This window comes from Sinorhizobium sp. NFACC03, assembly GCF_900103435.1.
Lineage (GTDB): Bacteria > Pseudomonadota > Alphaproteobacteria > Rhizobiales > Rhizobiaceae > Ensifer.
The window spans coordinates 40,226-66,846 of sequence record NZ_FMXF01000034.1 but is presented as its reverse complement, the minus strand read 5'-3'; the positions used below and the strand labels follow the sequence as shown (position 1 = coordinate 66,846).

At 62.3% G+C, this 26,621-nt stretch carries 25 protein-coding genes; 5 read left to right on the top strand and 20 right to left on the bottom strand.

All coding sequences use genetic code 11. The features are described from left to right. The coding region (locus BLU35_RS29280; protein ID WP_093235651.1) for an alpha/beta fold hydrolase at nt 1–977 on the bottom strand (977 nt) is incomplete at its 3' end. A gap of 196 nt (nt 978–1,173) precedes the next feature. Between BLU35_RS29280 and BLU35_RS29275 the strand changes: the two genes are divergently transcribed. Then, complete coding sequence (locus BLU35_RS29275) at nt 1,174–1,626, top strand: MarR family winged helix-turn-helix transcriptional regulator (protein ID WP_057249027.1); 453 nt, start codon at nt 1,174–1,176, stop codon at nt 1,624–1,626. Between the two features lie 155 nt (nt 1,627–1,781). Here BLU35_RS29275 and BLU35_RS29270 read toward each other — a convergent pair whose 3' ends face one another. The 11 genes from BLU35_RS29270 to BLU35_RS29220 all read right to left on the bottom strand — a co-directional run bounded on the left by BLU35_RS29270 (nt 1,782) and on the right by BLU35_RS29220 (nt 15,376). After that, nucleotides 1,782–2,900: a branched-chain amino acid ABC transporter substrate-binding protein gene (locus tag BLU35_RS29270; RefSeq protein WP_058320754.1), complete on the bottom strand. Its 1,119-nt coding sequence runs from the start codon at nt 2,898–2,900 to the stop codon at nt 1,782–1,784. Nucleotides 2,901–3,016: 116 nt separating this feature from the next. After that, nucleotides 3,017–3,361, bottom strand: coding sequence for a DUF6867 family protein (locus tag BLU35_RS29265; RefSeq protein ID WP_057249025.1), 345 nt, complete (start codon nt 3,359–3,361; stop codon nt 3,017–3,019). A 24-nt stretch (nt 3,362–3,385) separates the two neighbouring features. Continuing rightward, a complete protein-coding gene (locus tag BLU35_RS29260) occupies nt 3,386–4,111 on the bottom strand; it encodes an ABC transporter ATP-binding protein (RefSeq protein WP_057249024.1) in 726 nt (241 codons plus the stop codon). Then, the gene (locus BLU35_RS29255; protein WP_057249023.1) at nt 4,108–5,001 is read right to left on the bottom strand and encodes an ABC transporter ATP-binding protein; all 894 of its coding nucleotides are present in this window, start codon (nt 4,999–5,001) and stop codon (nt 4,108–4,110) included. The genes BLU35_RS29260 and BLU35_RS29255 overlap by 4 nt, the downstream gene beginning before the upstream one ends. Next, nucleotides 5,001–6,386 (bottom strand): high-affinity branched-chain amino acid ABC transporter permease LivM, encoded by a 1,386-nt coding sequence (gene livM, locus BLU35_RS29250; protein WP_057249022.1) that lies wholly within the window; start codon nt 6,384–6,386, stop codon nt 5,001–5,003. Before livM ends, BLU35_RS29255 begins: the two co-directional genes overlap by 1 nt. A gap of 4 nt (nt 6,387–6,390) precedes the next feature. Further along, on the bottom strand, nt 6,391–7,293 hold the full coding sequence (locus BLU35_RS29245; RefSeq protein WP_053248038.1) for a branched-chain amino acid ABC transporter permease: 903 nt from the start codon (nt 7,291–7,293) through the stop codon (nt 6,391–6,393). Nucleotides 7,294–7,583: 290 nt separating this feature from the next. Continuing rightward, entirely contained in the window at nt 7,584–10,010 is a 2,427-nt protein-coding gene (locus BLU35_RS29240; RefSeq protein ID WP_093235650.1) for a GcvT family protein, read from the bottom strand. A gap of 245 nt (nt 10,011–10,255) precedes the next feature. Then, nucleotides 10,256–10,810 carry a sarcosine oxidase subunit gamma gene (locus BLU35_RS29235; protein ID WP_093235649.1) on the bottom strand — a complete coding sequence of 185 codons (555 nt, stop codon included), beginning with the start codon at nt 10,808–10,810 and terminating at the stop codon, nt 10,256–10,258. Nucleotides 10,811–10,820: 10 nt separating this feature from the next. Further along, the gene (locus BLU35_RS29230) at nt 10,821–13,778 is read right to left on the bottom strand and encodes a sarcosine oxidase subunit alpha family protein (RefSeq protein ID WP_093235648.1); all 2,958 of its coding nucleotides are present in this window, start codon (nt 13,776–13,778) and stop codon (nt 10,821–10,823) included. Then, entirely contained in the window at nt 13,775–14,053 is a 279-nt protein-coding gene (locus BLU35_RS29225) for a sarcosine oxidase subunit delta (protein WP_065374403.1), read from the bottom strand. The genes BLU35_RS29230 and BLU35_RS29225 overlap by 4 nt, the downstream gene beginning before the upstream one ends. Before the next feature lie 72 nt (nt 14,054–14,125). Beyond that, nucleotides 14,126–15,376 (bottom strand): sarcosine oxidase subunit beta family protein, encoded by a 1,251-nt coding sequence (locus BLU35_RS29220; RefSeq protein WP_093235647.1) that lies wholly within the window; start codon nt 15,374–15,376, stop codon nt 14,126–14,128. A gap of 231 nt (nt 15,377–15,607) precedes the next feature. Here BLU35_RS29220 and cysQ point away from each other — a divergent pair, with 231 nt between their 5' ends. Then, the gene (gene cysQ / locus BLU35_RS29215) at nt 15,608–16,384 is read left to right on the top strand and encodes a 3'(2'),5'-bisphosphate nucleotidase CysQ (protein ID WP_058320750.1); all 777 of its coding nucleotides are present in this window, start codon (nt 15,608–15,610) and stop codon (nt 16,382–16,384) included. Nucleotides 16,385–16,403: 19 nt separating this feature from the next. Here cysQ and BLU35_RS29210 read toward each other — a convergent pair whose 3' ends face one another. Then, the gene (locus BLU35_RS29210; protein ID WP_093235646.1) at nt 16,404–16,778 is read right to left on the bottom strand and encodes a response regulator; all 375 of its coding nucleotides are present in this window, start codon (nt 16,776–16,778) and stop codon (nt 16,404–16,406) included. Between the two features lie 223 nt (nt 16,779–17,001). Here BLU35_RS29210 and BLU35_RS29205 point away from each other — a divergent pair, with 223 nt between their 5' ends. Then, a complete protein-coding gene (locus BLU35_RS29205) occupies nt 17,002–17,514 on the top strand; it encodes a Dps family protein (protein ID WP_058320748.1) in 513 nt (170 codons plus the stop codon). 78 nt (nt 17,515–17,592) lie between these two features. Here the strand turns inward: BLU35_RS29205 and BLU35_RS29200 are convergent, their stop codons facing one another. Continuing rightward, nucleotides 17,593–18,348, bottom strand: a complete 756-nt coding sequence (locus tag BLU35_RS29200) for a Crp/Fnr family transcriptional regulator (protein WP_057249124.1) — start codon at nt 18,346–18,348, stop codon at nt 17,593–17,595. A 189-nt stretch (nt 18,349–18,537) separates the two neighbouring features. Between BLU35_RS29200 and BLU35_RS29195 the strand changes: the two genes are divergently transcribed. Then, nucleotides 18,538–19,395 (top strand): SDR family NAD(P)-dependent oxidoreductase, encoded by an 858-nt coding sequence (locus BLU35_RS29195; protein ID WP_058320747.1) that lies wholly within the window; start codon nt 18,538–18,540, stop codon nt 19,393–19,395. Nucleotides 19,396–19,487: 92 nt separating this feature from the next. Further along, nucleotides 19,488–21,044, top strand: coding sequence for a VOC family protein (locus tag BLU35_RS29190; protein WP_093235645.1), 1,557 nt, complete (start codon nt 19,488–19,490; stop codon nt 21,042–21,044). 144 nt (nt 21,045–21,188) lie between these two features. Here the strand turns inward: BLU35_RS29190 and BLU35_RS29185 are convergent, their stop codons facing one another. From BLU35_RS29185 to BLU35_RS29160, 6 genes are all read right to left on the bottom strand, one after another. After that, nucleotides 21,189–21,752, bottom strand: coding sequence for an NADPH-dependent FMN reductase (locus BLU35_RS29185; RefSeq protein ID WP_057249011.1), 564 nt, complete (start codon nt 21,750–21,752; stop codon nt 21,189–21,191). Nucleotides 21,753–21,973: 221 nt separating this feature from the next. Then, nucleotides 21,974–22,927, bottom strand: coding sequence for a ring-cleaving dioxygenase (locus BLU35_RS29180; protein WP_058320744.1), 954 nt, complete (start codon nt 22,925–22,927; stop codon nt 21,974–21,976). Nucleotides 22,928–23,107: 180 nt separating this feature from the next. Further along, nucleotides 23,108–23,887 carry a carbon-nitrogen hydrolase family protein gene (locus BLU35_RS29175; RefSeq protein WP_058320743.1) on the bottom strand — a complete coding sequence of 260 codons (780 nt, stop codon included), beginning with the start codon at nt 23,885–23,887 and terminating at the stop codon, nt 23,108–23,110. After that, the gene (locus tag BLU35_RS29170; RefSeq protein WP_057249008.1) at nt 23,884–24,684 is read right to left on the bottom strand and encodes an ABC transporter permease; all 801 of its coding nucleotides are present in this window, start codon (nt 24,682–24,684) and stop codon (nt 23,884–23,886) included. The genes BLU35_RS29175 and BLU35_RS29170 overlap by 4 nt, the downstream gene beginning before the upstream one ends. Then, the gene (locus BLU35_RS29165) at nt 24,681–25,535 is read right to left on the bottom strand and encodes an ABC transporter permease (RefSeq protein WP_058320742.1); all 855 of its coding nucleotides are present in this window, start codon (nt 25,533–25,535) and stop codon (nt 24,681–24,683) included. The genes BLU35_RS29170 and BLU35_RS29165 overlap by 4 nt, the downstream gene beginning before the upstream one ends. Then, nucleotides 25,532–26,569, bottom strand: coding sequence for an ABC transporter ATP-binding protein (locus tag BLU35_RS29160; RefSeq protein ID WP_093235644.1), 1,038 nt, complete (start codon nt 26,567–26,569; stop codon nt 25,532–25,534). Before BLU35_RS29160 ends, BLU35_RS29165 begins: the two co-directional genes overlap by 4 nt. Nucleotides 26,570–26,621: the final 52 nt, after the last annotated feature.

Sequence of the window (26,621 nt, the reverse complement as noted above, 5' to 3'; positions counted from 1 at the left end):
TCCTTGTGTGTGTCGGTGATGCCGTGCGGCGCGCCGGCATAGACCTTGAGCTCGGCATGCGGCACCAGCGTCTTCGAAGCTCTGGCGGCCGCATCGATCGGCACGATCTGGTCGTCGTCGCCATGGATGATCAGCGTCGGCACGTCGAACTTCTTCAGGTCCTCGCTAAAGTCTGTCTGCGAGAAGGCGACGATCGAGTCATAGGTGTTCTTGTGCCCGCCCATCATGCCCTGCAACCAGAAGCTGTCGATCATGCCCTGAGAGGCGACCGCACCCGGGCGGTTGAAACCGAAAAACGGACCCGAGGCGATATCGCGGTAGAGCTTCGAGCGATCCTTCAGACTTGCCGCCTGCAGCCCGTCGAACACCGCCTTCGGCAGGCCGCCGGGGTTCTTGTCGGTCTTGACCATCAGCGGCGGCACCGCCGAGATCAAACCGGCCTTGGCGACACGGCCCGTGCCGTGCCGACCGATATAGCGGCTGATCTCGCCGCCGCCGGTGGAAAAGCCGGCAAGAAAGATGCCCTTCAGATCGAGCGCGTTGATCAGATCGGCAAGGTCGTCGGCGTAGTGATCCATGTCGTTGCCGTCCCAGGGCTGCGACGAGCGCCCATGGCCGCGGCGGTCATGGGTGATGACGCGGAAGCCATTGGCGGCGAGGTGGAAGGCCTGCGCTTCCCAGCTGTCCGACGACAGCGGCCAGCCGTGGCTGAGCACGACGACCGGGCCATCCTTTGGACCCCAGTCCTTGTAATAGATCTCGACGCCATCGCGGGTGATGATGCGGCTGCCCGAAATCCCCCCACCTTGCGAACCGGCGACCGACTGCTTGCCGCTGGCCACGGACGTGTCGGCGGCCTTGGCCGGGCTGTTGACGGCCGATACGGCTGCAGCGGTCGCCGCAGCGCCGAAAGCGGCCGAGAGGACATCACGGCGGGAGATGCCGCTGGTTTCGGTCTTGCTGACTGCCTTGCTCATGGAAACGCTCCTTCTTCCCTGCGGCCATGCCGCGCTGCCGGCAAATAACTAGCGATTAAATCGTGCGCGATATATTCGCATTTAAATCGCCATCGATTAGATCGTGCACAAATCTTTATATTGCGATCGCACACCTGTCAATACCTTGCGATTATATCGCGAACGATTTATTTTAAGGAAATGACAGGAGAGAACGATGACTGGCACCGAACTCAAAGATGACGATGCGATGCTGACGCTCGATAGTTTCCTCTGCTTTGCAGTCTATTCCGCAAACCACGCCTTAACGCGCATCTACAAGCCTCTGCTGGAGGAACTCGACCTCACCTACCCGCAATATCTCGTGATGGTGCTGCTGTGGGAAAAGGACGACCAGACCGTCGGCAGCCTCGGCGAACGGCTCTTCCTGGAATCGAGCACACTCACCCCGATGCTGAAACGCCTCGAAGCGGCCGGCTACATCGCCCGCGTGCGGGATAAGACGGACGAGCGGCAGGTCCGAGTGCAATTGACCGATATGGGCAAGGCACTGCGCCGGAAGGCGGTCGATGTGCCGCGCGGCCTCACGGAGGCAACAAAACTCGGCGCCGATGATCTCGAGCGGTTGCGCGCCGAGGTCTCGTCACTGCGAGACACCTTGCTGAAATAGCCAATCGCTGCGCCAAAGCCCCATCGCTTAGATGAGCATCCTTCCGCTTCCAGCAGTTCCACTTGAAAGCGTTATGCTCTCGGCCTCGCCAAAAAGAAAAGCCCGGCGATCGCTCGCCGGGCCTAACAGATCGGACGCAAGGTCCGAAATCAGAACTACTCGTTCTGGAAGTAGGTGTACTTGCCGTCGTCGCCCTTCTTCCAGGTGTACATGACGTAGTCCGGGCGGGTGATGTCGCCCTTTTCGTCATAACCGAGCTCGCCGATCGCAGTCTTGAACGGACCCTTGGCCTTGATCGCTTCGGCAACCGCCTGCGCATCGGTCGTGCCGCCAGCCTTCGCAGCTTCTGCGATGACCTGGAGAGCAGCGTAGGAATAGAGCGTATAGGCTTCCGGCTCGAAGCCGGCAGCACGGAACTTCTCGACGAGTTCCTTGGAAGCGGGGTTCTTGCGCGGATCCGGCGCGAAGGTCATCAGCGTGCCGTCGACGGCGTCGCCGGCGATCGAGGCCAGTTCGTTCGAAACGATACCGTCACCCGACATCATCGTTGCCTTAAGACCCTGGTCCTTCATCTGGCGCATGATCAGGCCGGCCTCGGTGTGCAGACCGCCCCAGTAGACGACCGAAACGCCGGCTTCCTTCATCTTGGCGATCAGAGCCGAGAAGTCCTTGTCGCCGATGTTGACACCTTCATAGAGGGCCTCGGTGAGGCCGGCTTCGTTCATCGACTTCTTGGTTTCATCAGCAAGACCCTGACCATAGGGGGTCTTGTCATGAATGACGGCGATCTTCGCGTCCTTGAAGTTGGCGGCAAGGTAGGCACCGGCTACTGCGCCCTGCTGGTCGTCACGGCCGCAGGTGCGGAACGTGTTCCACATACCGCGCTCGGTGAACTGCGGGTTGGTCGCAGACGGCGTGATCTCCAGGATGCCGTTTTCGGCATAGACTTCCGATGCCGGGATCGACACACCGGAGTTGAAGTGACCAACGACGAACTTCACACCGTCAGCGACGAACTTGTTGGCGACCGAGATGCCCTGCTTCGGGTCCGAAACGTCGTCGCCGAGCACAAGCTTGATCTGTTCCCCGTTGATACCGCCAGCGGCGTTGATGTCGGCAGCGGCCTGTTCGGCACCTTTCTGGAGCTGCGCACCGAAGGCGGCGTTCGGGCCAGTCAGCGGGCCGGCGACACCAACGAGAATATCAGCCCAGGCGGTGCCGCTGAAGGCGACCATCGCCGTCAGCGCAACGGCCGACAGAAGAGATTTTTTCATTCTTGTTACTCCCAAATATTCGAGCGGGTCTCGTTATCAACCTGCGCAATGCCCACCATAGTTGCGCCGGTGTTTCCTTCGCACCGGCCGCGGCGGACCGGCACGCGCTGTTCCCTTTATTTGGTCTTCCAGGAGAAAGGTGAAGCCTTCTCGTAGAGCCAATAGTAGATTTTGGTCATTTGCTTGGTCCGGTAGTACCGGAAAGCTACGGTAGCAAACAACAAAAGCACGATCGTGTCCACGATATAGTATTGCAGGCTGAACATCGTACCGCCAAAGAGGGCGTGATGGATGAAACGGATCGCCAGCCCGAGCAACGCCACGTAGAGCAGCAGCCGCGGAACGTTATGCCAACTTTCGGCCACGCTCTTGCCCGTGCGCCAGGCGGTCCAGCCGCCAAGCACGCAGCTTATGAAAAGAAACTGCCAGATCGACGCTTCTTCGTAGAGAATTCCCTGCATGTCACTTGCTCCAGATGCGGGCGATCAATGACGGCCGCCTTCGAGATAGGCCGCGCGCACTTCCGGATTGGCGAGCAGATCCCTGCCGCTGCCGCTCATCGTCACCCGTCCGTTGACCATCACATAGCCGCGGTCCGAAAGCTTGAGCGCGCCGAAGGCGTTCTGCTCGACGAGGAAGACGGTCAGGCCTTCCTCCTTGTTGAGTTTCTTGATCGCTTCGAAGATACCCTTGACGATCAGCGGCGCGAGACCAAGCGACGGCTCGTCGAGAAGCAACAGTTTCGGCCGGGCCATCAGCGCGCGGCCGATCGAGAGCATCTGCTGCTCGCCGCCTGACAGCGTGCCGCCGCGCTGTGCCTTACGCTCCTTGAGCCGGGGAAAGAGCCTGAAGATCTTTTCCACGTCCTCGTCGAAATGCTTCAGGTTGTCGAGGCTCGCCCCCATCTGCAGGTTTTCGAAAACCGTCATGCGCGGGAAGATGCGCCGTCCCTCCGGCGACTGGGCAATCCTCATACGCGCGATTTCGTGGGTCGGCAGGCGCGTGATGTCATGGCCGTCGAACATCACCGTGCCGGTGCGCGCCTGCGGGCTGCCGCAGATCGTCATCATCAATGTCGACTTGCCCGCGCCGTTGGCACCGATCAGCGAAACGATTTCTCCGCGATGGACCTCGACATCGACGCCGCTCAGCGCCCGAATGTTGCCGTAGTAGGTTTCGACGGCTTTCACTTGCAGCAGCGGCGCAGTCATTGCTTGGTGCCTCCCTGCCCGCCTTCGATTTCCTCGATTTGTTCGATCACCTGTTCAACCTCTTCATCCTCGACACCCAGATAGGCCGCGATGACCCTTGGATCGTTCTTCACGAAATCCGGGGTGCCGTCGGAGATCTTCTGCCCATATTCGAGCACGACGACATGGTCCGATATCTCCATGACCACGGACATGTCATGCTCGATCAGCAGGATGGAGGTGCCGGTGTCGCTGCGGATGCCCTGCAAAAGTTCATTGAGGGCATGCGATTCGCGCGGATTGAGGCCAGCCGCAGGCTCATCGAGGCACAGCAACTCCGGTCCCGTGCACATGGCACGAGCAATCTCCAACCGCCGCTGCGCGCCGTAGGGCAAGTCCCCGGCAGGGTCGTCTGCCCGGTCGATCAGCGATGCCTTTTCGAGCCAATGCTTGGCGAGTTCAGTCGCCTCCCTGGAGGCCTGCCGGTAGGCAGGAAATCCAAGGAGCCCGAGCACGGTATAGCCCGACGCCAGCATCAGTTTGTTGTGCTGCGCGACCAGCAGGTTCTCGAGCACGGTCATGCCGGAGAACATCCGGATGTTCTGGAACGTACGCGCCACCTTTGCATGCTTGGTGATCTCGAAGTCCGGCAGCCGCTCGAGGAGATACTCCTTTCCGGACTTCTGCTTCATCGTGATCATACCCATCGTCGGCTTGTAGAAACCGGTGATGCAGTTGAATACTGTCGTCTTGCCTGCCCCGTTCGGGCCGATCAGCGCGGTGATGTCACCGCGATAGGCCTCGAAAGAGAAGTCGTTGATGGCCATCAGACCGCCGAAGCGCATCGACAGGTGCTCAACCTTGAGAATGGGATCTTGTGTCATTGTCATCGTCGTGGTCTCGAGGGCCATCAGCCATGCCCTTCCTTGGTAAAGCTGCCGGAGACGGCCTTGCGTTCGCGCAGGAACGCGGTCGGTTCACGCGATCCAACGAAGCCGCGCGGCTTCCAGACCATGACGACGACCATGGCCAGGCCAAAGATCAGCATGCGGTAGAGTTCCGGCGTGAAGTTCGGTCCGAAGACGGCCTTCAGGAAGTCAAGCTCACGCAGAATTTCGGTACCGCCGATCATGACGATCGCTGCGATCGCAATGCCCGTCAGCGACCCCATGCCGCCGAGGACGACGATCGCGAGGATCACTGCGGATTCGAGGAACACGAAGGATTCGGGCGACACGAAGCCCTGGCGTACCGCGAAGAAGGACCCGGCGATGCCGCCGAACATGGCGCCCATGGCGAAAGCCGTCAGCTTGGTGGTAACCGTGTTGATGCCAAGCGACTTGCAAGCGATCTCATCTTCGCGCAGCGCTTCCCAGGCGCGCCCGATCGGCATCCGACGCATGCGGATCGTCACGAAAGCCGTGATCAAGCAAAGACCGAGGATCAGGTAGAATAGGAAGATCTTGTAGTAGACCGACGAGATCGGCAGCCCCATCAATGCGGCAAAGCCATCCTTGGAGGCATCGAACTTGATGCCGAACAGCGTTGCCTTGGCAATGCCGGACACGCCGAACGTACCTTTGGTGACCTCGGTCCAGTTGATCAGGACAAGACGGATGATTTCGCCGAAGGCAAGCGTGACGATCGCCAGATAGTCTCCGCGCAGACGAAGCACCGGGAAGCCGAGGACCACGCCCCAGCAGGCGGCGAGGAGGCCGGCCACCGGCAACAACACCCAGAAGGACAGGCCCAGATAGGTGGAGAGCAGCGCGTAGGAATAGGCACCAACTGCGTAGAAAGCGACGTAACCGAGGTCCAGCAGGCCGGCGAGGCCGACGACGATGTTCAGGCCCCAGGCGAGCATCACATAGATCAGGATCTGGATGCCGAAATTGTCCACCCATTTCAGCGAGCCCTGAACACCGGTTAGCGCGACGATGACCGGCGGATAAAGGATCAAGGCAAGTATCGCAATCGTCGAGAAATTGCGGCTGAAGAAGCTTTCCTCCTTGGCAACTTCCGGCGCCGCCGCTTTGGCAGCCTTTCGCTGGGCAAGCCGCGGCTGGACATAGGCGACCATGAGGAAGCGGCCAACCATGGCGATGATCACGAAGATCGCCAGCAGGCCCCAACGTTGTGTCAGGATCAGCTCGTTGCGGATGTTCTGGTCGGTCTTGAGGCCGACGAACAGCACGAACAGTCCGAGCGTGATGAGGCCCGCGAAGACAGACTCGCGCAGGGCCCGCGCCGTCACCTCAGTGCCGGCGCTTGCAGTTGTAGAAGCAATGTTTGCCATTGAATTATACCTTCTCGACTTCCGGTCGTCCGAGAATACCCGACGGCTTGAAGATCAGAACGATTGCGAGAATGGAGAATGTCGCAACGTCCTTGTAGTCGATGGTGAAATAGGCCGACCACAGGGACTCGATCAGGCCGATCAGAAGTCCGCCCAAAACAGCGCCCGGCAGCGAGCCAATGCCTCCGAGAACGGCGGCGGTGAATGCCTTGACCCCGGGAACGAAGCCGTCGGTAAAAACGACCACGCCGTAATACATCAGGTACATGGTTCCCGCGACAGCAGCGAGTGCCGCACCCATGATGAAGGTCACCGAGATCGTACGATCGACGTCGACGCCGAGCAGAGCCGCCATCTTGCGATCCTGCTCGGTGGCGCGCTGTGCACGACCAAGCGGCGTCCTGTTGACGATGTACCAGAAGACGGAAAGCAGGATCGCCGTGATGATGATGATGATGATCTGCTTCAGCGAAATGGAGATGCCGAAAACCTCATAGACGGACGAGACGAGCGGCGGGATCGGCTTGTTGCGCGGTCCCTGCGTCACCTGGATGAAGTTCGACAACACGATCGACATGCCGATTGCGGTGATCAGCGGCGCCAGCCGGAATGACCCGCGAAGTGGCCGGTAGGCCACCTTCTCGATCGTCCAGTTCCACAGCGACGCCGCGAGCATAGCCACGACCATCATAAGCAAAAGCGCAAGTACAACCGGCACGCCTGCTATAAATGAGGTGAGAAGCAGAAAGACAATCAAAGCGGCGAAACCGCCAAGCATGAAGATATCGCCGTGGGCGAAGTTGATCATGCCAATGATGCCGTAGACCATGGTATAACCAATTGCGATCATACCATAAATAGACCCAAGAGTCAGCCCGTTGACGAGCTGCTGGACGAAATACTCCATCAATCTTCCCCTGGACCAGATCCTTAAAGGTCCGGTCTCTTGTTTTTTAAGCTCATTGTTGAGCACTGTGTTTGGTCGATTCCATACCTCTTTCAAACGAAAAGGAAAGCTAAAAAACGCGACTTCGGCAAAAACTTCCTCGATAAAATCGATTTGACGCTTTTAGAGCCAGAAAAACCAAAACTTCCGCAGCTTCCGCCCGCAAAATCATCAACTTTAGTCGCAAATGCGCGGGGGATCCGCGTGGCAGCCTGGCCACCGAATGGCCAGGCTGGGCGCTGCTTCGCCGCTCAGGTGCGCATCCGCTGCCCGTTTGCGTCGAACAAGGGATTCGCCTGGAGGCGTGCCGGCAGAATCTCGCCCAGGAGTTCGATCGACCAGCCATCGCTGCGATCAGCGATCTCCTTCGGTACGTAACCCATGGCCACCGAAACGCCGCTCGTGTGCGCATAACCGCCCGATGTCACCCATCCGCGCACGACGCCGTCGAGATAGATCGGCTCGTCACCGATGACGTCGGCATCCCTGGCCCCGAGGACGAAGGTCCTGAGACGCAGCGCACCACCGTCCGCCTTCTCCTTCATTGCAGCCACCTTGCCGATAAAGTCCGCGTCCTTGCCGGTCGCGATGAAGCGGCCGAGGCCGGCCTCGACCGGGCCATAGAGCGGACGGTACTCGCGCGCCCAGCTGCCGAAGGATTTCTCGACGCGCAGCGCATTCAGCGCCCTGAGGCCGAACAGCCGGATCCCGGACGCTGCCCCCTTCTCCATCAGCAGCTCGAAGAGATAGCGCTGGTATTCGGGCTTCATCCAGATCTCGTAGCCGAGATCGCCGGTGTAGCTCACACGGCCGACGATCATGGGCGCCATGCCGAGGTCCATCCGGCGGATGTCCAGGAATGGAAAGGCGGCGTCGGAGACGTCGAGATGGGTGAGACCGGCAAGCACGTCGCGCGCCTTCGGCCCGGCGATCGACAGGCCAACCAGTTCCAGCTTCAGCGCCTTCAGCGAAACCGAGCCGTCCTCAGGCAGATGCGCCTCGAACCAGCGCATGTGATAGTCCTCGGCGATGCCGGAGCCGATCAGCAGGAAGTCTTCCTCCCCGAGCTTGGCAAGCGTGAAGTCGCCGATCAGCTTGCCGTCGTCCTTCAGCATTGGCGCCAGCGTCATGCGCCCCACCTGCGGAATACGGCAGGCGAGCAGCCGGTCGAGCCAGGCTTCAGCGCCCTCACCCGTGATCGCATATTTGGCAAAGCCCGATGTCTCCATCAGGCCGACGCCTTCGCGCACGGCCCGGGCCTCCGCGCCCACCGTCTCGAAGTCGGTCGAGCGCCGCCAGGAGAAGGCGTCCTTGACGCCTTCGGGTGCAAACCACAGCGGCGTTTCAAGCCCGTAGGACGCGCCGAAGACGGCGCCGGCAGCCTTCAGCCGGTCGTAGATCGGCGTCGTCAGCAGCGGCCTTGCCGCCGGCAGCTCCTCGTTCGGATAACGGATCGAGAAGCGACGTGAGTAGTTCTCGCGCACCTTGGCATTGGTATAGGCAAGCGTGGCGAAATCGCCGTAGCGCGAGACGTCCATGGCAAAGACGTCGAAGCCGGGGTCGCCATGGATCATCCAGTTGGCAAGCGCCAGCCCAACGCCGCCGCCCTGGCTGAAGCCGGCCATGACGGCGCAGGCCGACCAGAAATTCCTCAAGCCCCGCACCGGGCCGACGAGCGGGTTACCGTCCGGCGAGAAGGTGAAAGGGCCGTTGATGATCTTCTTGATGCCGGCTTTGTTGAAGGCCGGGAAATGCCTGAAGCCGACTTCGAGTTCCGGCGAAATGCGGTCGATATCCTCTGCCAGCAGCTCATGGCCAAAATCCCAGGGCGTGGAGATCGGCGACCACGGACGGCACGCCTTCTCATAGGTGCCCATCAGCATGCCCTGACGTTCCTGGCGCAAGTAGATTTCGCCATCAAAATCGACGCAGTGCATCAGCTCATTGCCGCGCGTCTGGTTGAACTCGATGACCTCTGGCATATCCTCGGTGATGAGATACATGTGCTCCATAGCGAGCACCGGGAGTTCCAGCCCCACCATGCGCCCCACCTCGCGGGCCCAGAGGCCGGCGGCGTTGACGACGTGTTCGGCGACAATCTCGCCCTGGTTGGTGATGACCCGCCAGCAACCGTCTTCCCGCTGCACCAGATCCTCGACCTTGGTGTGCAGATAGATCTCCGCACCGTTCTTCTTCGCCGATTTGGCATAGGCATGCGTCGTGCCATAGGGGTCGAGATGGCCCTCGACCGGATCGAATACCGCACCGACGAACTGGTCTGGATCGAGCAGCGGCATCAGGTCGTGCGCTTCCTTGGGCGTCAGCAGCTCGGCCTCGAGCCCCATGTAGCGCCCCTTGGCGAGGATCGACTTCATCCAGTCGAAGCGCTCCTTGGTGGCCGCCAGCATCATGCCCGATGTCATGTGCAGGCCGACGTCCTGACCGGAATACTCCTCAATCTCCTTGTAGAGCTCGACCGTATATTTCTGCAGCTTGGCGACGTTCGGGTCACCGTTGATCGTGTGCATGCCGCCGGCCGCATGCCAGGTGGAGCCGGACGTGAGCTCCGACCGTTCGAGCAGGACAGCATCGGTCCAGCCGAACTTCGTCAGATGATAGAGCACCGAGCAACCGACGACACCGCCTCCGATAACGACGACCTTGGCATGGCTTTTCATGCGTACACTCCGTCTTTCCATGCTCCGGCGGAGGCATGGCCAAATTGTCAGGAAGAAAATCAAGACCGCTTACCTTCCGGACAGAAGCGCAGGCGGCGAATGGTGGCAGCCTAGTCAGAAAGGCGGCGCCGATAAAGACACGGCTGCGAAGGGCGCTTGTCCATTTCCGCCGTTTGCTGGCGGATCGGCGACCCGATTGCGGCATTTCATGCCGCATTTGTTTTCAGCCTCACGAAAAAGGCTGTTCAGTCTGAAAAAGCGGCGGTGAGATCGAACGCCCGCCCCATCCGCATCAGGTCGTCGAAGAGCGATTCGGCGTAGCTTCGCGGCACGATCAGTTCAAACGTATCCTCGTCCGTCCGGGCGAGATTGACCGGGATGTGGCCGCACAGAACATTGGCACTCCCCCCAAGCGAGAAGGTCGCGGGATGGACGTCGAGGCCGATACCTTTGGCAAGGATGCTGCGCACGTTCGGGCCGGTGAGGCGGAAGACGACGCGCCCGTCGCTTTGGTCGACGACATAGGCGCCCCAGTCGCAGAGCTCTTCGAGGCGACGCACGAGCCCGCTCGGCGCCTCCACCTCGGAGACCACCAGCCATTCCCCGGGGCCTGAGAAACGGAGCGACAGCTCGGGCACCGAAGCAATCGACTGCCGCACTGCCTCCGCCTGCCCGGCACGGGCAAGAACCGTCGCCATCGCACGCCAATGGCCGACCATCAGGTGATCGGCGGCCGCGGGCCTCGGTGCAGAGCGCAGTTTCTGTTCCAGTGCGTGGCGGTTGTTGTAGTCGCGAACCATCGCCGCCTCCTCAGGCCTTCAGCTTTGCGTTTTGCGGATCGACGAAGACCGGATCGCAGACCTCGGCGACGATCTCCTGATCGCGCAGCTTGTCGAAAACGATGACCTTCTCGCCGTACCGCTCACGCCCGGACTTCAGGAAGGCAAGTGCGATGGCATGCCCCAGGACCGGCGAGAAGCCGGCCGAGCTTACCCAACCCTGATCGTTCAGCGTCGAGGGCTTCGTACCTTCCTTCAGGAGATGGGCGCCGGCGCGCATGTCCTTGTCGGCATCGACGGGCTTCAGCCCGACGAGCTGCATGCGATCGGCGGCCGTCAGCCCGTAGCGCGTCGACAGCCGCTTGCCGATGAAGTCGACTTTCTGCATCGACAGCATGCGGCCAAGGCCGGCGTCGTCGGGTGTCACGCGACCGTCGAATTCGGCATGCGTCAGCAGTCCCTTCTCGAGCCGCAGCACATTGAGCGCCTCGACGCCATAGGCGCAGATATCGTGGGGCCGGCCGGCCTCCATGATCTGGTCCGCCACCGCTTCGCCGTTGCCGGCCGGCACGGCCAGTTCGAAGGCGAGTTCCCCGGAGAAGGAGATGCGGAAGAGCCGCGCGGCCACGCCGCTTTTCAGAACAATCTTCCGGGCGGAAAGGAACGGAAATGCGCCGTCGGAAATGTCGCCGTCGACAATCTGCTGCAACACCGCGCGTGCCTTCGGGCCGGCGATCGCCATCTGCGCCCATTGGTCGGTCGACGAGGTGAAACGGACTTCGAGTTCCGGCCAGAGCGCCTGGGCGCAATATTCCATGTGCGCCATGACCGGGCCGGCCATCGCCGTCGTCGTGGTGACGAAGAAATGCGCCTCGTCGAACCGGCTCACCGTGCCGTCGTCGAAGACGAACCCGTCCTCGCGCAGCATCAGGCCATAGCGCGCCTTGCCGACCGGCAGCTTCAAGACCGGGTTGCAGTAGAGCCGGTTGAGGAACTCCGCGGCGTCGGGGCCGAAAACCTCGATCTTGCCGAGCGTCGAGACGTCGCAGAGGCCGACATTGGCTCGCACGTTCAGCACTTCGCGATCGACGCTTTCGCGCCAGGTCTTCTCGCCGGCGCGCGGGAACCACGCCGAGCGATGCCAGAGCCCCGCCTCGACGAAGGTCGCACCGTTTTTCATCGCCCAGCCATGCAGCGGTGACTTCCGTGCCGGCGCCGCGTGTTCGTCGCGTGCCGTCCCGGCAAGCGCACCAAGGGAGACCGGTGTGTAGAAAGGCCGGAAGGTCGTGGTGCCGACCTCCGCCGGGCTGACACCGCGCATGCCCGCGAGAATGCCGACAGCGTTGATGTTGGAAAGCTTGCCCTGGTCGGTCGCCATGCCGTTGGTGGTGTAGCGCTTGGCATGCTCCACATGGCCGAAGCCTTCGCGAAGCGCGAGGCCAAGATCCTTCGCATGCACGTCGTTCTGGAAATCGACGAAGGCCTTCGACTTGGCACCCGGGACATACCAGAGCGCAGTGAAGGAAGAGGCTTCTTCACCGTCAACGACGGGCATCGCGGCCGAGGTGGCGCTGAAACCGAGATCCGCGGCAATCGCTGCGGCCTTGTCCGCACCATCAGACAGACAGCCGGCGAGCGTATAGATACCGTTGGCAGCACCGACGGGGCGCAGACCGCCACCGACATCGGGGGCAGCGAATGCCTTCAACTCCTCCGACCAGACCGGTCTTGCACCCCGCTGGCAGGCAAGATGCACGACCGGGCTCCAGCCGCCGGACATGCCGAGGGCATCACAGGCGATCAGTTCCTCGAAGCCGGAGCGCTCGACGACGATGCCCTTGAGGCGTTGCCTGCCCTTGGTATCGACGATGGAGGCCGAACGGATGACCCGGACACCATCGGGCGCCTGATCGCCGGATTCCGCTCGGGCATCGATGATCGCTGCGATCGCGACGCCTTTCGCAGAAAGCGCCCGCGCCGTGCGATAGCCGGCGCTGCCGCTGGTGAAGATCGCGACCGTCTTGCCTGCGCCCACGCCGTAGCGTTCGGCATAGGTGGTCATGGCACCGGCCATCATCACGCCGGGGCGATCATTGCCGCCGAAGACCAGCGGCCGTTCCTCGGCACCGGTTGCGAGCAGCGCGCGCTTGGCAACGATTCGCCAGACGCGCTCGCTCACAAGCTTCGACGACGGCTCGGCGACGTGCTTCTGCACGCGCTCGACGGCGCCGAAGACGTTGTCGTCGTACCAGCCGAAGACAGTTGTGCGCGAAAGCAGTGTGACGTTGGGCAGCGATTGCAGTTCCGCGACCGTGCGGTCGGCGAAGACGGATGCCGGGGCACCGTCGATGGTCTCGCTGGTCGAAAGCAGGGAACCGCCGAGCCGGAAATCCTCGTCTGCAACGATGACCCGGAGGCCGGCGCGGCCGGCCGTCAGTGCCGCCATCAGCCCGGACGGACCGGCACCGACGACGAGCAGATCGCAGAAAGCCCAGGATTTCTCGTAGGTCTCGGGGTCGCGTTCGAGCACCGCCCGGCCGAGGCCCGCAGCACGGCGAATGAAGGGCTCGTAGATCCGCTCCCAGAACTGCTTCGGCCACATGAAGGTCTTGTAGTAGAAGCCGGCGCCGAGGAAGGGCGACAGCACGCCGTTGACTGCCCCGATATCGAAGCCGAGCGACGGCCAACGGTTCTGGCTTCGCGCCGTCAGCCCGCCGTAGAGTTCGGCGACAGTCGCCTTGGTGTTCGCATCGGTGCGGGCACCGGAGCCGATGGTGACGAGCGCGTTCGGCTCAGAGGGCCCGGTGCTGACGATGCCGCGCGGCCGATGGTACTTGAAGCTGCGGCCGACGAGCAACTGGTCGTTGGCAAGCAGCGCCGAGGCCAGCGTATCGCCCGCAAAGCCGCGCAATGGACTGCCGTCGAAGGTGAAGCTCAGCGTTTTGCTGCGATCGATCAGACCGCCGGAGGAGAGCCGATAGCCGCTCATCGCTCAACCCTCCGCGCGAACTCGGCGGCATCGACGACGGAATAGACCTCGTGGGTGGCCGTATCACGCTCGACCACCAGGAAGCGGCGACAGCCGGCGACGTGATGCCAGTGCTCGAAGGTCCGGCCGCGCGGGTTGGCGCGCACATAGACATAGTCGTGCCAGGCTTCGTCAGAGTCCATCGGTTCGGGGCGGCCGCGCGAGGCATCGCCGCGGATCGCGAATTCTTCCTTCGGTCGAACCCCGCAATGCGGGCAGGTAATCAGGCTTGCCATTGTCTTCCGTATCCTGAAGCCGACCTCGGCCCCCGTTCATTCCGTACCGCCGGGCGGGCCGGCAAAGTGCTGTCAGTGAAGGTTGGGCTGCGGGCCGGCGCCGGCCTCGTCGACGGCATAGCCGCGGGCGAAGCGATCGAGCCTGAGAGCGCGCGCCACCGGATGGGTGTCGTTCTTGGCGATCAGATGAGCGAAGCAATAACCGGAGGCCGGCGTCGCCTTGAAGCCGCCGTAGCACCAGCCGCAGTTGAGGTAGAGATTGTCGATCGAGGTGCGGTCGATGATCGGCGAACCGTCCATGCTCATGTCCATGACCCCGCCCCAGGCGCGCAGCACCCGAACGCGTGACAGGCCGGGGATCATCGTCACCCCCTCCTCCATCACGTGCTCGGCGGTCGCAAGATTGCCACGCTGAGCATAGGAGGAATAGCCGTCGATCTCGGCGCCGAAGACGAGGCCGCCCTTGTCCGACTGCGAGATGTAGAAGTGGCCGCCGCCATAGACGATCACGTGGTCGATGCAGGGCTTCAGCCCCTCGGTCACGAAGGCCTGAAGCACATGGCTTTCAAGCGGCAGCTTGAGGTCCGCCATCTCGCCGACGCGCGAGGAATTGCCGGCCGCAGCCAGCGCCAGCTTGCCGCAGCCGATGAAGCCTTTGCTCGTTTCGACGCCGGTGACGACGCCGTTTTCTCGGCGGATGCCGGTCACTTCGCAATGTTCGATGATGTCGACGCCATGTCGGTCGGCACCGCGGGCATAGCCCCAGGCGACCGCATCGTGTCTCGCCGTGCCGGCGCGCCGCTGCAACAGCCCACCGAGGATCGGATAACGGGCGTGGTCGTAATTGAGAAAGGGGATCATCTTCTTCAATTGTTCACGCTCGATGAGCTCGGCCGCCACGCCTTCCATCCACATCGCGTTTCCGCGCCGGACATAGGCGTCGCGCTGGGCGTCGCTGTGATAGAGCATGATGACGCCGCGTTGCGACAGCATCACATTGTAGTTGAGGTCCTGCTCCAGCCCTTCCCAAAGCTTCATTGAAAACTCGTAGAAGGGTTCGTTGCCGGGCAGCATGTAGTTGGAGCGCACGATCGTCGTGTTGCGCCCGACATTGCCCGAGCCGAGATAACCCTTCTCCAGCACCGCGACGTTCTTCACGCCGAATTCCTTGGCGAGGTAGTAGGCGGTCGAAAGACCGTGCCCGCCGCCGCCGACGATGATCACGTCGTAATGCGGTTTCGGCTGGGGCTGGCGCCATTGCGGCTTCCAATTCAGGTTTCCGGAAAGGGCGTTCCTGACGAGCGAGAAGGCGGAATAACGCATGAAGGCATCCAGGTGAGTTGCGTCGGCACATTTGCACAGCCGTGAGGCGGAAGCCAAGACGCAAGCCTGGCGCAGGTGCAAAAAACCGTTCGCTGGCTCATCGTGCACTTCGCTGCGCAGCGGAGTGGATCGATGTTCGTCTCCAATCGAATGCGCCTACCGCCAAAAGCACGGGTACCATCCTGTTCCCGATATGCTATGGGCTTGGTGATGGACGGAAAGTAAGGGCGAATGCTGGAGATACTGCAACAATCGGCGATATCAGCGGGTCGGGCCATTCTCGACATCTACAACGCAGGCCCGGCGGTCACCTACAAGCCGGACTTTTCGCCGGTCACCGACGCCGATGCCTGCGCCGAGCGCATCATCCTGGCGGACCTCGCCCGCGCCTTCCCGGAGGTGCCTGTGGTCGCCGAAGAGGCTGTCGCCGCAGGCTTCGTGCCTGACATCGCCGGCAAATCCTTCTTCCTTGTCGATCCGCTCGACGGCACGAAGGAATTCATCGGCCGGCATGACGACTTTACCGTCAATATCGCGTTGATCGAAAACGGCGCGCCCGTGGCCGGCGTCGTTTACGCACCGGCGCTCGGCATCCTCTATGCGGCGAACCACGGCAAGGCAGTGAAGGCGGTCATCGACGAGACCTTTCGCCTCGACCATGAAACGATCATTGGCTGCCGCAGTTGCGGCGATCGCATGGTGGGTCTAGCCAGCCGTTCGCACAACAGCGCCGAGACGATCGCCTACCTCGCCGAGCACGGCATAGCCGACTACAGAGCGGTCGGCTCGTCCCTCAAGTTCTGCCTTCTCGCCGAGGGGCTCGCCGACGTCTATCCGCGCTTCAGCCGCACGATGGAATGGGACACGGCCGCGGGCGATGCCATCCTCCGGGCGGCTGGCGGCGAAACACTGACGATGGACGGTGCGCCGCTCACCTACGGCAAGCGCAACCAGAAGAACGACAGCGACTTCGCCAACCCCTGGTTCGTTTCGCGCGGCAAGCCGTAAGGACCCCGCCGGGAACCCATCACTCTTGCCGAATTCCGGCCGCGATCAGCTGGCCGAGCGTCCTCTCGTTGAACGGCTTGTCTATCCGCGGGACGTCCCGCAGATGCCCTGGGAAAAGCTCCATGTCGCTGTAGCCGCTGGTGAACCCAAACGGCATGCCGCGTGCAAGCATCGCATCGGCAACGCCGAAGCTCGTATGGTTATCGAGATGGACGTCGAGGATTGCAAAGTCAAAGCTCTGTCGAGACAGGATCTCCATCGCCTGGTCCGCATTCGCCGCGATCGTCACCTCGGCAATACCGAGCGACGTCAGGATTTCTTCGGCATCCGATGCAATGAGGAAATTGTCTTCGAGAACAAGAACGGTCCGGACCTGCGGCGGAACTTCGTCCATCCAGCTTACTCCACCTTTTGCGCGCACCGACAGGGCATTTGCGCCGATAAGAGCAAGCTATAGGCGCCTCGAGGCGGCCCGGCATTTAAATAAGACATGTAGCGTCGATTGGGGCCAAGCGCGGAACAACCGACCGGTACTGACGTTCAACACCGGTACGCGGATCACGATCGCAAGCGATCGCTGTTTCGCGGCTTTCTCAAGATAGAACGGGAGCAGGAGAATGAAGCAGACAGCCTCCGTGCTTAAACCGAAGGTCAAGGACGAAGAATTCGACATCGGCCTGACCAGGGCCTACCGTCAGCAGATGGCAGCGGCACTGTCCGACATCCTTGCCGATACCTACAAGCTGGTGATCAAGAGCCACATCTACCATTGGAATGTGGTCGGCCCATTGTTCAAGCCGCTGCACGAATTGACGGAAGAGCACTACAACACGCTCTTTCAGGCGACTGACGTGATTGCCGAGCGGATACGTGCACTGGGTCACCTCGCCCCAGCCAAACTCACCGAGGCGGCGGCATTTGCCCCGAGCGGCGGCTCCGTCAACCACGCGAGCGCGGCCGACATGGTGGCCGACCTGATTGCCGATCACGAGGCGGCCGTGCGCCGCATGCGCGATGCCGGCACCAAGGCGGACGAGAACGACGACCTTGTCACCACGGACATGCTGACCGATCGCCTCAACTTCCACGAAAAGGCGCTTTGGATGCTGCGAGCGATCGTCGCAGCCTGATCCTATCGGGGTCCGGCATCGATGCGGCGACGTTCGCCGCATCGGAAAGGAAAGGATACGGCGCCCTTCAACGGCATTTCAGATGAAGGGCCGCTTGGGTTCATTCAACCCTTCCCAGCCCGAAATCGCAAGCAATCCATCGATATCGCGGACATTGCAGCCCTTGTCCGCCCAGCGGATCAGGTCGCGCTCGGCAAGCTTCTTCAACGTCTTGTTGGTATGGACGATCGAAAGACCCAGCGTATCGGCCACATGCTGCTGCGTGACCGGAATGGCGACGCGACTGCTGCTGAAAAGGTCGAGTGCCTTTGCACGCTGGTAGAGAAAGGCAAGCAGGTAGGCGGCCCGTTCCAGCGCCGAGCGGCGACCGATGCTCAGGAGGTTCTCATCCAGAATGCGCTCCTCGCGCGCCGCGATCCAGGTGAGGTCATAGGCGAGTTCGGGATAGTTGGCGAACAGGCGGTTCAGCTTGCCGCGCTCGAAAACGCAAAGGGTCACCGGCGACAGCGCTTCAATCGAATGCTGCATCTCCCCCATCAGGCTGCCCTGCAGGCCGATCAGATCACCCGGCATCACATAATTCAGGATCTGGCGGCGTCCGTCATCGAGCATCTTGTAGCGAAAGCCCCAGCCGGAAAGCACCGTGAAGAGGTGGGCGCTGTGCGCGCCTTCAACGAGGATGGTTGCGCCGCCATCGACTGCGAGTTCACCGGTCTTGAATTGCGACACAAAGGCGAGTTCTTCATTTGTGAAGGCGCGAAAATGGTCGAGCTTCCGCAATGGACAGCTTTCGCAAGGTGTGCGTTTTTCGTTTCGAGTTGCAGTTCCGTTCATCGTTCCATCCGCGAAAATGCCTTCGGCCACGCGTTCAATGCAAAACTGCAAGTAGCGCCGGAGCTGCCCGGGACAAGGGACGGCCTTGAAAACACATGGTTTTCAGGAGCCTCTTGCCGAGACGCCAATGGACAGGCCGTCCTTGGCGCCCTATCTCTTGCATTCGATCCCACCGCTGGAGCTTCCGCCATGCTGCACCCCGCCTTCGCCCCCAACAATGTTGCCGTCGTCACCGGCGCCGCCTCCGGCATTGGATTGGCAGCATCGCGCCATTTCGCCTCGCTCGGCCTGCGCGTCGTGCTCGCCGACCTCGCAGGCGAGAGATTGGACAAAGCGGCCGCCGAGGTCGCTGCCGTCGCGCCGGCGGGTGCGCAGCACGTCGTTGCGGTCCCGACTGATGTCTCGCGCCTCGAAGATCTGGAAGCGCTCGAACGCGAGACGCGTCGACGGTTCGGCGAGGTGCACGTACTCATGAACAATGCCGGTATCCAGCCCGGCAGCGACATACTCGGTGCGTTGGCAGCCTGGGAGGCGACGATCGGCGTCAATCTCTGGGGTGTCATCAATGGTGCCCGCACCTTCGCGCCGGGCATGGTCGCCCATGGCAAGGCGGCGGTCATCATCAACACCGGCTCGAAGCAGGGCATCACCACGCCGCCGGGCGACCCGGCCTATAATGTCTCGAAGGCGGGTGTGAAGGTCTTCACCGAAGCGCTGGAACACGAGTTGCGCAACACCGCCGGCAGCCAGGTTCACGCCCACCTCCTGATCCCCGGCTTCGTCTATACGTCGCTGACGGCCCATGGCCGCACCGAGAAGCCCGCCGGCGCCTGGACGGCCGAGCAGACCGTCGACTTCATGATGGAAAGTCTCGCCCGCGGCGATTTCTATATCCTCTGCCCCGACAACGACGTCGCCCGCGCCACCGATGAGCGACGCATTCTCTGGGCTGCCGGCGACATCGTCGAGAACCGGCCGCCGCTGTCTCGCTGGCATCCGAAGTACGGGGAAGCGTTCAAGGCGTTCCTCGAAAAGGATCGCGACTGATCCCCGGACGTAAACACAGCGTTCGCCGCAGCGCTTCTGGTGCTGGCGCCGCGCTCCGTGTTTTGTGAGCAGAGACCAATGAGGAATCAAGAATGACGAGCGGCATCCACCACATCACCCTGATTGCCCGGAAGGTCCAGGCAAACGTCGATTTCTATGTGGGGTTCCTGGGTTTGCGCCTCGTCAAGCGGACGGGCGGATACGAAGACGCCAACCAGCTGCACCTCTTTTATGGTGACGCCGAGGGCTCGCCCGGATCGCTCGTCACCTTCCTGATGTGGGAGGACGGCGGTCGCGGCCGGGTGGGCCACAGCCAGCCGAGCGAAATCGCCTTCGCTATCCGGCCGGAGAGCATCGGCTTCTGGCTGACTCGGGCGCTGCAATTCAACATCGCCACCTCAGGGCCGTCGCAGGAGTTCGGCGAACCGGTGCTGGGCCTCAAGGATCCGGACGGCGTCATCGTCAAGCTCGTCGGCACCGAGGCGGTTTCGGCCACGGCTCCCTGGAGCACGCGCGATATCCCGGAAGAGGATGCGATCCGACGCCTGCGCGGCGCCACAATCCTTACCGAGAAGCCGGCAGAATCCGTTCGCTTCCTGAAGACCCATTTCGGTTACAGTGAAACGGCCTCCAGCGATACCATCCGTCGCCTCACCTCCGCCTCCGGCGACGTTATCGACGTGCGCGACGCGACTGGCTTCTGGACGTCTGCGCCTGGAACCGGGACGATCGACCACGTTGCTTTCCGCGCGCCGGATCGGGCTGCCGTGGAACAAGTGGGGGTCGACCTGCGACGCGATGGCGCCGGCGCCATCAACGCGCATGACCGCAAATACTTCTATTCGCTCTACGTGCGCGAGCCCGGCGGCTCGCTCTACGAACTGGCAAGCGACGTGCCCGGCTTCACCGTCGACGAACCCGAGGAAACCCTCGGCACCGAACTCTTCGTCCCCGCACATTTCGGCGCCGCCAGGGAAGAATTGCTGCTCGCCATGCCGCAGTTCGCACTGCCGGGAGAACCGCGCCTGACGCAAAGGGATCTGCCCTTCGTGCACCGTTTCTACCATCCGGAGCACCTGAACGACCGCACCTTCATGCTGCTGCACGGCAGCGGCGCCAACGAGACGCAGCTCCTCCATCTTGCGCACCAGGTCGACCGCGAAGCGACACTCGTCGGCATTCGTGGCCGGGCGAACGAAGAAGGTTTGCCGCGCTGGTTCCGCCGCTATTCACCGACGACCTTCGACCAGAAGGACGTGCGCGCGGAGGCCGATGCCTTCGCTGCCTTCGTCGAGGGAGCCGAAGACGGCTACCGCATCGATCTCGAGAAGACCGTCTTCATCGGCTACTCCAACGGCGCCAACCTGCTGGTCGCGCTGATGCTCCTGCATCCGGGACTGATCCGCAACGTCGTGCTGATGCGCTCGATGCTCGTGCTCGACGATGTGCCGCCTCCTGATCTCTCGGGCACGAACATCCTGCTGCTGACGGGCCAGCACGACAGCTACGGAGAATTCGCGCCTCGCCTGAAGGCGGAGCTGTCACGCACCGGCGCGGATCTGACGACGACAGAACTCGACATGGGGCACGAGATCGGCGCACCTGATATTGCTGCAATCCAGCAATGGCTGGAGGAGAAGGGGCTGTAAGTCCCCCCGCCCCGCCTCCGACTGTCCGGCACCCCCTCTGGTCGGCCTTCACCCGAGCATCCATTGCCAAGCCGGTGCCGCATCGTGGATCCTCGGTCGAACCCGAGGATGACGAGAGCGTCGCGTTACGACGATGTCAGCCGCCTACGCTTCTTTTTCCGCCCTGGCAAAATCCGCGAACGCCTTGACGAAGGCTGCCAGTCGGTCGCGGGCAGCCGCATCCGTCAGCGTCCCCTCGTCGTCGAAAAGCGTGTCCGCTTTGGGCAACATCAGCCGCTTGCCCGACCAGAGCTCGGCACCGAGCGTGCGCATGACGGGCAGCCACGCGTTCTGACTGAGAATGGTGCCGAAATTGCCGGGCGAGGCGCCGGCGAGCGCGAAAGGTCGGTTGCGAAACACCTTGGCGATATCGGCCGATGGCCGGCTCAACCAGTCGATCGCGTTCTTGAACACGCCCGGAATGGAGTTGTTGTATTCAGGCGTGAACAGGATGACGCCATCGGCGGCCATCACCTGCTGCTTCAGAACCGTCACAGCCGGCGGAATACCGCTCTCTTTTTCGATATCGCCATCATAGAGCGGAATACCGTGCAGTGTCGCGGTGTCGAATTTGACGTCATCCGGCAGATTTTCCGCGGCCGCCCGCATCAGGCCCGTGTTGAACGACGCTTTGCGCAGGCTCCCGGATATGCCGAGGATTTTCGTCATGAGATCTGATCCTTCCTACTCTACAGGTCCTTGCGGGCGCGCCTCGATAAAGTGAGGGCGGGATACGGGCGGAAAGCCGCACATGTTTTCCTCACCCGCTCTGATGCAGAACGCGACAACCGTCATGATGTGTCCGTGCGCGGCCGATGTCCAACAGGACCAGAGGGATAGAGACAAAAAAGCCGGGGACGAATCCCCGGCTTGTCGTTCGGACCAGACTGTTAGACCAGCGGCTTCAGCCGTGCCTCGATCTGGGCGCGCTTCGGCTCCAGGAACGGCGGCAGCGACAGGCTCTCGCCGAGCGTTTCCATCGGCTCGTCGACGGCGAAACCGGGACCATCGGTCGCGATCTCGAAGAGAACGCCATTCGGCTCGCGGAAATAGAGCGAGCGGAAATAGAAGCGTTCGACCTCGCCGCTCGACGGCAGGCGGAAGCCATTGAGACGTTCGGTCCATTCCGTCAGCGCCGCATTGTCGGGCGCCCGGAAGGCGACGTGATGCACCGCACCAGCGCCCTGCCGGGCAATCGGCAGACCCGGCTGGACCGCGACATGCAGTTCCGCCGCAGGACCGCCTTCGCCCATCGTGAAGACATGGACCTCACCCTCACCATCCGGCGACGGATAGGTCCGCGCCGCGCTCATGTTCATCACATGAGTCAAAACCAGTTCTGTGTTGGTGATGTCGGGCACGCTGATCGTGATCGGCCCGAGGCCCTTGATCTGATGTTCGGCCGGAACCGGACTCTTTTTCCAGGGATGCGAGGGCTGAAGTCCGCCATCGTCGATCAACCGGAAGCGCTGGCCTTCGCCGTCCTCGAAATCAAGCGAGATGCGGCCATCGATCTCGATGACGTCTCCGGCCGTAACCTTGAGTTCGTCGAAACGACGCTTCCACCAGCGCACGCTTTCCGCGCTACCAACCCGCAGACCCGTGCGCGAAATGCTGTGTGTGCCGCGGCCTTCGGGCCCGACCGGCCAGTCGAAGAAGGTCAGGTCCGTTCCGGGCGTGGCACGGCCGTCAGCGTAGAAAAGGTGATAGGCGGTTGTATCGTCCTGGTTGACGGTCTTCTTGACCAGCCGCAGCCCGAGCGTCTCGGTGTAGAAGCTGAGGTTCTCCGGCGCATTCGCGGTGATCGCCGTCAGGTGATGGATCCCAGTCAGTTGCAAGCTCATGATTGCCTCCAATGCGTGGCATTTCTGTTGAGCACCATATGGGATGTCGGATCGTTTCCGACAGTGGATCAATTAAGAACGGAACGTTCCCTCACGGTGAACGATCACCCCCGCATCGTCGCTGAAAAAGCACCTAGTTCATGGTTGCCACCAGCGAGATCGGGCGCAACCCGCACACCCTCAACGCCGATTGAGATCGCCGAGATAGGTGTTTTCAAGGCGGGAGATTGCATAGGCCCGCGGGTCGATCTCGACCAGCAGCATGGTTTCCTGCCCTGCCCCCGCCTTGGCGAGCAACTGCCCGTCGGGTGCCGCAATGCGCGACAGGCCGGCGAAGGAAAACAGCGGATCCGAGCCGTGATGATTGATGTAGGCGACGAACACCTGGTTTTCGAAGGCGCGCGTCTGGATCATGTGCTCGGCGATGAAATCTCCGGACCAGCCGGCCGGCAGCGCCGTCGGCACCAGAACCGCTTCGGCACCGGCCAGCGCCAGTCGCCGGACGTTCTCCGGAAACTCGACGTCGTAGCAGATCAGCATGCCGCAGGTGACGCCGCGGTGCACGAAGAGCCGGGTCGACGGTTCCGGCGCCCGGAAGATCGCACGCTCGTAGTCTCCGTAGAGATGGGACTTGCGGTAGACGACCGGTGTCGCCGCGCCATCGACATAGACGGCGCTGTTATAGACGTCGGTGCCGTCGCGCTCGGCAAAACCGGCGATGATCGCAATGCCGGTCTCCGCCGATATCGCCTTGAGACGCTGAACGATCGCACCGTCTGCGGGCTCGGCGAGCGCCGTCAGCGCCTCACCGGCGCCATAACCGGTGACGCCGAGCTCCGGCGTCAGCAGCAGCGTCGCGCCTTCGGCCGCAGCATCCCTGGCGGCGCGCGCGATGCGGTCGAGATTGGCGACAACGTCACCCGCCGCCGACTGCATCTGGAGAGCGGCAAGCTTCATCATTTTCCATCCGACGACATGGCGCCGAGCAGCTTCGGCAGGTCGCCGAAGCGGGCGACGAGGCCGAAGATCACCGCAGCCGTCGTGACGAAGAGTACCGTCACCGAAGCCATGGTCGGCGTGTAGCCGTAGCGCAGCGCGTTGAAGATCTTGATCGGCAGCGTTTCCACGGTAAAACCGACGGTCATGTAGGCAACGATGTATTCGTTCAGCGACAGCACGAAGGCGAAGGCGTAGCCCGAGACGATATAGGGCAGGATCAGCGGCAGCACGACAGTGCGGAAGATCGTGCGCTCGTCGGCCCCCATGGTCGAGGCTGCCTCGACCAGCGAACGGTCGATCGAGGTAAAGCCGAGCGAAAGGGTCACCAGCGGCAGCGTCACGAAGAAGATCGCGTGGCTGACCACCGCCGTCCAGGGCTGGCCGTAGAAGCCGACCGTCGCCCAGAAGGTGAGCATGCCGAGCGCGGTAATGACCGGCGGCAGCGTGAAGGGGGCGACGCCGAGAAGCTGGAAGATGTTCGCCCAGGGCGCGATACGCCGCCACAGAAACCAGGAGAGCGGGAGCGCGATCGCAACCGCAAGCGCTGCCGAAAGCACCGCCAGCGTCACCGAGGCAAAAAGGGCGTTCCGCCATTCCGGATTGAGGAAGATCTCGCCGTACCAGGAGAGCGAAAAGCCCTGGGGTGGAAAGGCGAGCGTCTGCTTCTGATTGACCGAGACACCGGCAACGACGATCAGCGGCAACGACAGGAACAGGCCGATCAGGAAGAAGTAGGCCTTGCGGAAGATCGAGGTCATGCCGCTTCTCCCTTGCGTCCGGCAATCACGGTGAGTGCCACGAGCCCGAGCGTCACGAGCACGAGGAAAACGGCCATGGCGGCGGCGAACGGCATGTTCGATTGGTAGATCGCCTGGTCGGTGATCAGCACCGACAACGTCCAGTGCTGCGGCCGGCCGAGCAGCTGCGGCAACAGGTAGGAGCCGAGCGCGAAGATAAAGACCATGATCAAAGTGGCTGTGATGGTGTTGCGAAGAGCCGGCACGACCACGGTGAAGAAGGCTTTGAGCGGCGAGGCGCCGAGCGTGCGCGCCGCTTCCGTCAGCGTCGGGTCGAGGCGCACGAGTGCCGGGAAAAGCACGAGAACCGTATAGGGGAAGGCCTGATAGACCATGCCCGTCAGCACCGCACCGAAACTCGGCGTTAACGCCTTGGCCTCGGCCATGATGCCGAGCGCGACCAGGATATTGGTGATGCCGGCGGTGCGCGAAAACAGCGTCGACCAGGCAAAGCCGATGATGACTTCCGACAGCGACAGGATCGACAGAAGCGCCACCAGCCAGACGACCTGCACCTTCCGCGCCATGCGCGTCAGCATGTAAGTGAAGGGCAAGGCGAGCACGACGCAACAGATCGCCACGATGATGGCGAGCATCAGCGAGAAGCCGAGCACCCCGCCGAAGAAGACGGAGAGGAAGCGGGCGTAATTGTCGAAGACGAAGGCCGGCGTGTAGAAGCCGCCCTGCTGGCGCTGGAAGAAGCTGACGGCGATCATCGTGCCGAAGGGCACGACGAAGAAGATCGTCAGCATCGCTGCAGGAAAGAGGAGCGGCGCGTAGTCGCCGAGGGTCTGGGGCGGTTCGCGTCTCATTTCTTCAGCACCACGCAGACATCGGGAGTAAGCGCGATGCCGACCTCCTGGCCGACCGAAACGTCGGGCCGGGCGCGCGGCGTGGAGACGGCGACGATCTGATGTCCGTCGATGTCGACGAAGGTTTCGATCGTGCCGCCGAGATCACGCACGAAGGTGACCTTGCCGGTGAGCGCGCCGGCGCCAGGGGCAGTCAGGTGCACGTCTTCCGGGCGCACCGACAGGGTGCCCTTGGCGGCACCGGCCGGCAATTCAAGGCCGGGGACCGCCTGGCCGAGAACGACGGCGCGGCCAGAGCTGTCGCCCGTAACATCGAGCAGGTTCGTCTGGCCGATGAAGTCGGCGACGAAGCTGTCGGCTGGTCGGCGATAAATCTCGATCGGCGACGCGGCCTGGCGGATTTCGCCACCGCTCATGACGACGACGGTATCGGCCATGGTCATCGCTTCGCGCTGGTCGTGGGTGACGACGATGGTGGTGATGCCGAGCTTCTGCTGAAGCTGGCGAAGTTCCACCTGCATCGCCTCGCGCAGCTTGGCGTCGAGCGCCGACAGCGGCTCGTCGAGCAGGAACAGTTTCGGCGAGATCGACAGTGCGCGCGCGATCGCCACGCGCTGGCGCTGGCCGCCGGAAAGCTTGGCGACGGGACGGTCGGCATAACCAGAGAGATGGATCATCGAGAGAAGCTCGTCGACGCGCTTCTTCTGGTCTTCCTTTGCCGCACCGCGGATGCGCAAGGGATAGGCGATGTTTTCGCCGACGGTCAGATGCGGGAATAGCGCCAGCGACTGGAACACCATGCCGAGATTGCGCTTGTGCGTCGGAACCCGGGTAATGTCCTCGCCGTCGAGCCGGATCGCCCCACCGGTCGGCAGGTCGAGACCGGCGATCATCCTGAGGAGTGTGGTCTTGCCGCAGCCGGAAGGTCCGAGCATGCAGACGAAGGTGCCGTGCGGCACCGTCAGGTCGACATTGTTGACGGCCCTGAAGGTTCCGAATTCCTTGACGACGTTTTGAAGGGCAAGTCCGGACATTGTTTCTCCGCGAGGATGGTCCCCTCCACCTCATGGGAGGGTTTCGGGCGGG

What these genes read in the sequence shown, in the direction of transcription:
- BLU35_RS29275 (WP_057249027.1), top strand. Translation starts at nt 1,174, where the DNA reads ATGACTGGCACCGAACTCAAAGATGACGATGCGATGCTGACGCTCGAT.
- BLU35_RS29270 (WP_058320754.1), bottom strand. Translation starts at nt 2,900, where the DNA reads ATGAAAAAATCTCTTCTGTCGGCCGTTGCGCTGACGGCGATGGTCGCC.
- BLU35_RS29265 (WP_057249025.1), bottom strand. Translation starts at nt 3,361, where the DNA reads ATGCAGGGAATTCTCTACGAAGAAGCGTCGATCTGGCAGTTTCTTTTC.
- BLU35_RS29260 (WP_057249024.1), bottom strand. Translation starts at nt 4,111, where the DNA reads ATGACTGCGCCGCTGCTGCAAGTGAAAGCCGTCGAAACCTACTACGGC.
- BLU35_RS29255 (WP_057249023.1), bottom strand. Translation starts at nt 5,001, where the DNA reads ATGGCCCTCGAGACCACGACGATGACAATGACACAAGATCCCATTCTC.
- livM (WP_057249022.1), bottom strand. Translation starts at nt 6,386, where the DNA reads ATGGCAAACATTGCTTCTACAACTGCAAGCGCCGGCACTGAGGTGACG.
- BLU35_RS29245 (WP_053248038.1), bottom strand. Translation starts at nt 7,293, where the DNA reads ATGGAGTATTTCGTCCAGCAGCTCGTCAACGGGCTGACTCTTGGGTCT.
- BLU35_RS29240 (WP_093235650.1), bottom strand. Translation starts at nt 10,010, where the DNA reads ATGAAAAGCCATGCCAAGGTCGTCGTTATCGGAGGCGGTGTCGTCGGT.
- BLU35_RS29235 (WP_093235649.1), bottom strand. Translation starts at nt 10,810, where the DNA reads ATGGTTCGCGACTACAACAACCGCCACGCACTGGAACAGAAACTGCGC.
- BLU35_RS29230 (WP_093235648.1), bottom strand. Translation starts at nt 13,778, where the DNA reads ATGAGCGGCTATCGGCTCTCCTCCGGCGGTCTGATCGATCGCAGCAAA.
- BLU35_RS29225 (WP_065374403.1), bottom strand. Translation starts at nt 14,053, where the DNA reads ATGGCAAGCCTGATTACCTGCCCGCATTGCGGGGTTCGACCGAAGGAA.
- BLU35_RS29220 (WP_093235647.1), bottom strand. Translation starts at nt 15,376, where the DNA reads ATGCGTTATTCCGCCTTCTCGCTCGTCAGGAACGCCCTTTCCGGAAAC.
- cysQ (WP_058320750.1), top strand. Translation starts at nt 15,608, where the DNA reads ATGCTGGAGATACTGCAACAATCGGCGATATCAGCGGGTCGGGCCATT.
- BLU35_RS29210 (WP_093235646.1), bottom strand. Translation starts at nt 16,778, where the DNA reads ATGGACGAAGTTCCGCCGCAGGTCCGGACCGTTCTTGTTCTCGAAGAC.
- BLU35_RS29205 (WP_058320748.1), top strand. Translation starts at nt 17,002, where the DNA reads ATGAAGCAGACAGCCTCCGTGCTTAAACCGAAGGTCAAGGACGAAGAA.
- BLU35_RS29200 (WP_057249124.1), bottom strand. Translation starts at nt 18,348, where the DNA reads ATGAACGGAACTGCAACTCGAAACGAAAAACGCACACCTTGCGAAAGC.
- BLU35_RS29195 (WP_058320747.1), top strand. Translation starts at nt 18,538, where the DNA reads ATGCTGCACCCCGCCTTCGCCCCCAACAATGTTGCCGTCGTCACCGGC.
- BLU35_RS29190 (WP_093235645.1), top strand. Translation starts at nt 19,488, where the DNA reads ATGACGAGCGGCATCCACCACATCACCCTGATTGCCCGGAAGGTCCAG.
- BLU35_RS29185 (WP_057249011.1), bottom strand. Translation starts at nt 21,752, where the DNA reads ATGACGAAAATCCTCGGCATATCCGGGAGCCTGCGCAAAGCGTCGTTC.
- BLU35_RS29180 (WP_058320744.1), bottom strand. Translation starts at nt 22,927, where the DNA reads ATGAGCTTGCAACTGACTGGGATCCATCACCTGACGGCGATCACCGCG.
- BLU35_RS29175 (WP_058320743.1), bottom strand. Translation starts at nt 23,887, where the DNA reads ATGATGAAGCTTGCCGCTCTCCAGATGCAGTCGGCGGCGGGTGACGTT.
- BLU35_RS29170 (WP_057249008.1), bottom strand. Translation starts at nt 24,684, where the DNA reads ATGACCTCGATCTTCCGCAAGGCCTACTTCTTCCTGATCGGCCTGTTC.
- BLU35_RS29165 (WP_058320742.1), bottom strand. Translation starts at nt 25,535, where the DNA reads ATGAGACGCGAACCGCCCCAGACCCTCGGCGACTACGCGCCGCTCCTC.
- BLU35_RS29160 (WP_093235644.1), bottom strand. Translation starts at nt 26,569, where the DNA reads ATGTCCGGACTTGCCCTTCAAAACGTCGTCAAGGAATTCGGAACCTTC.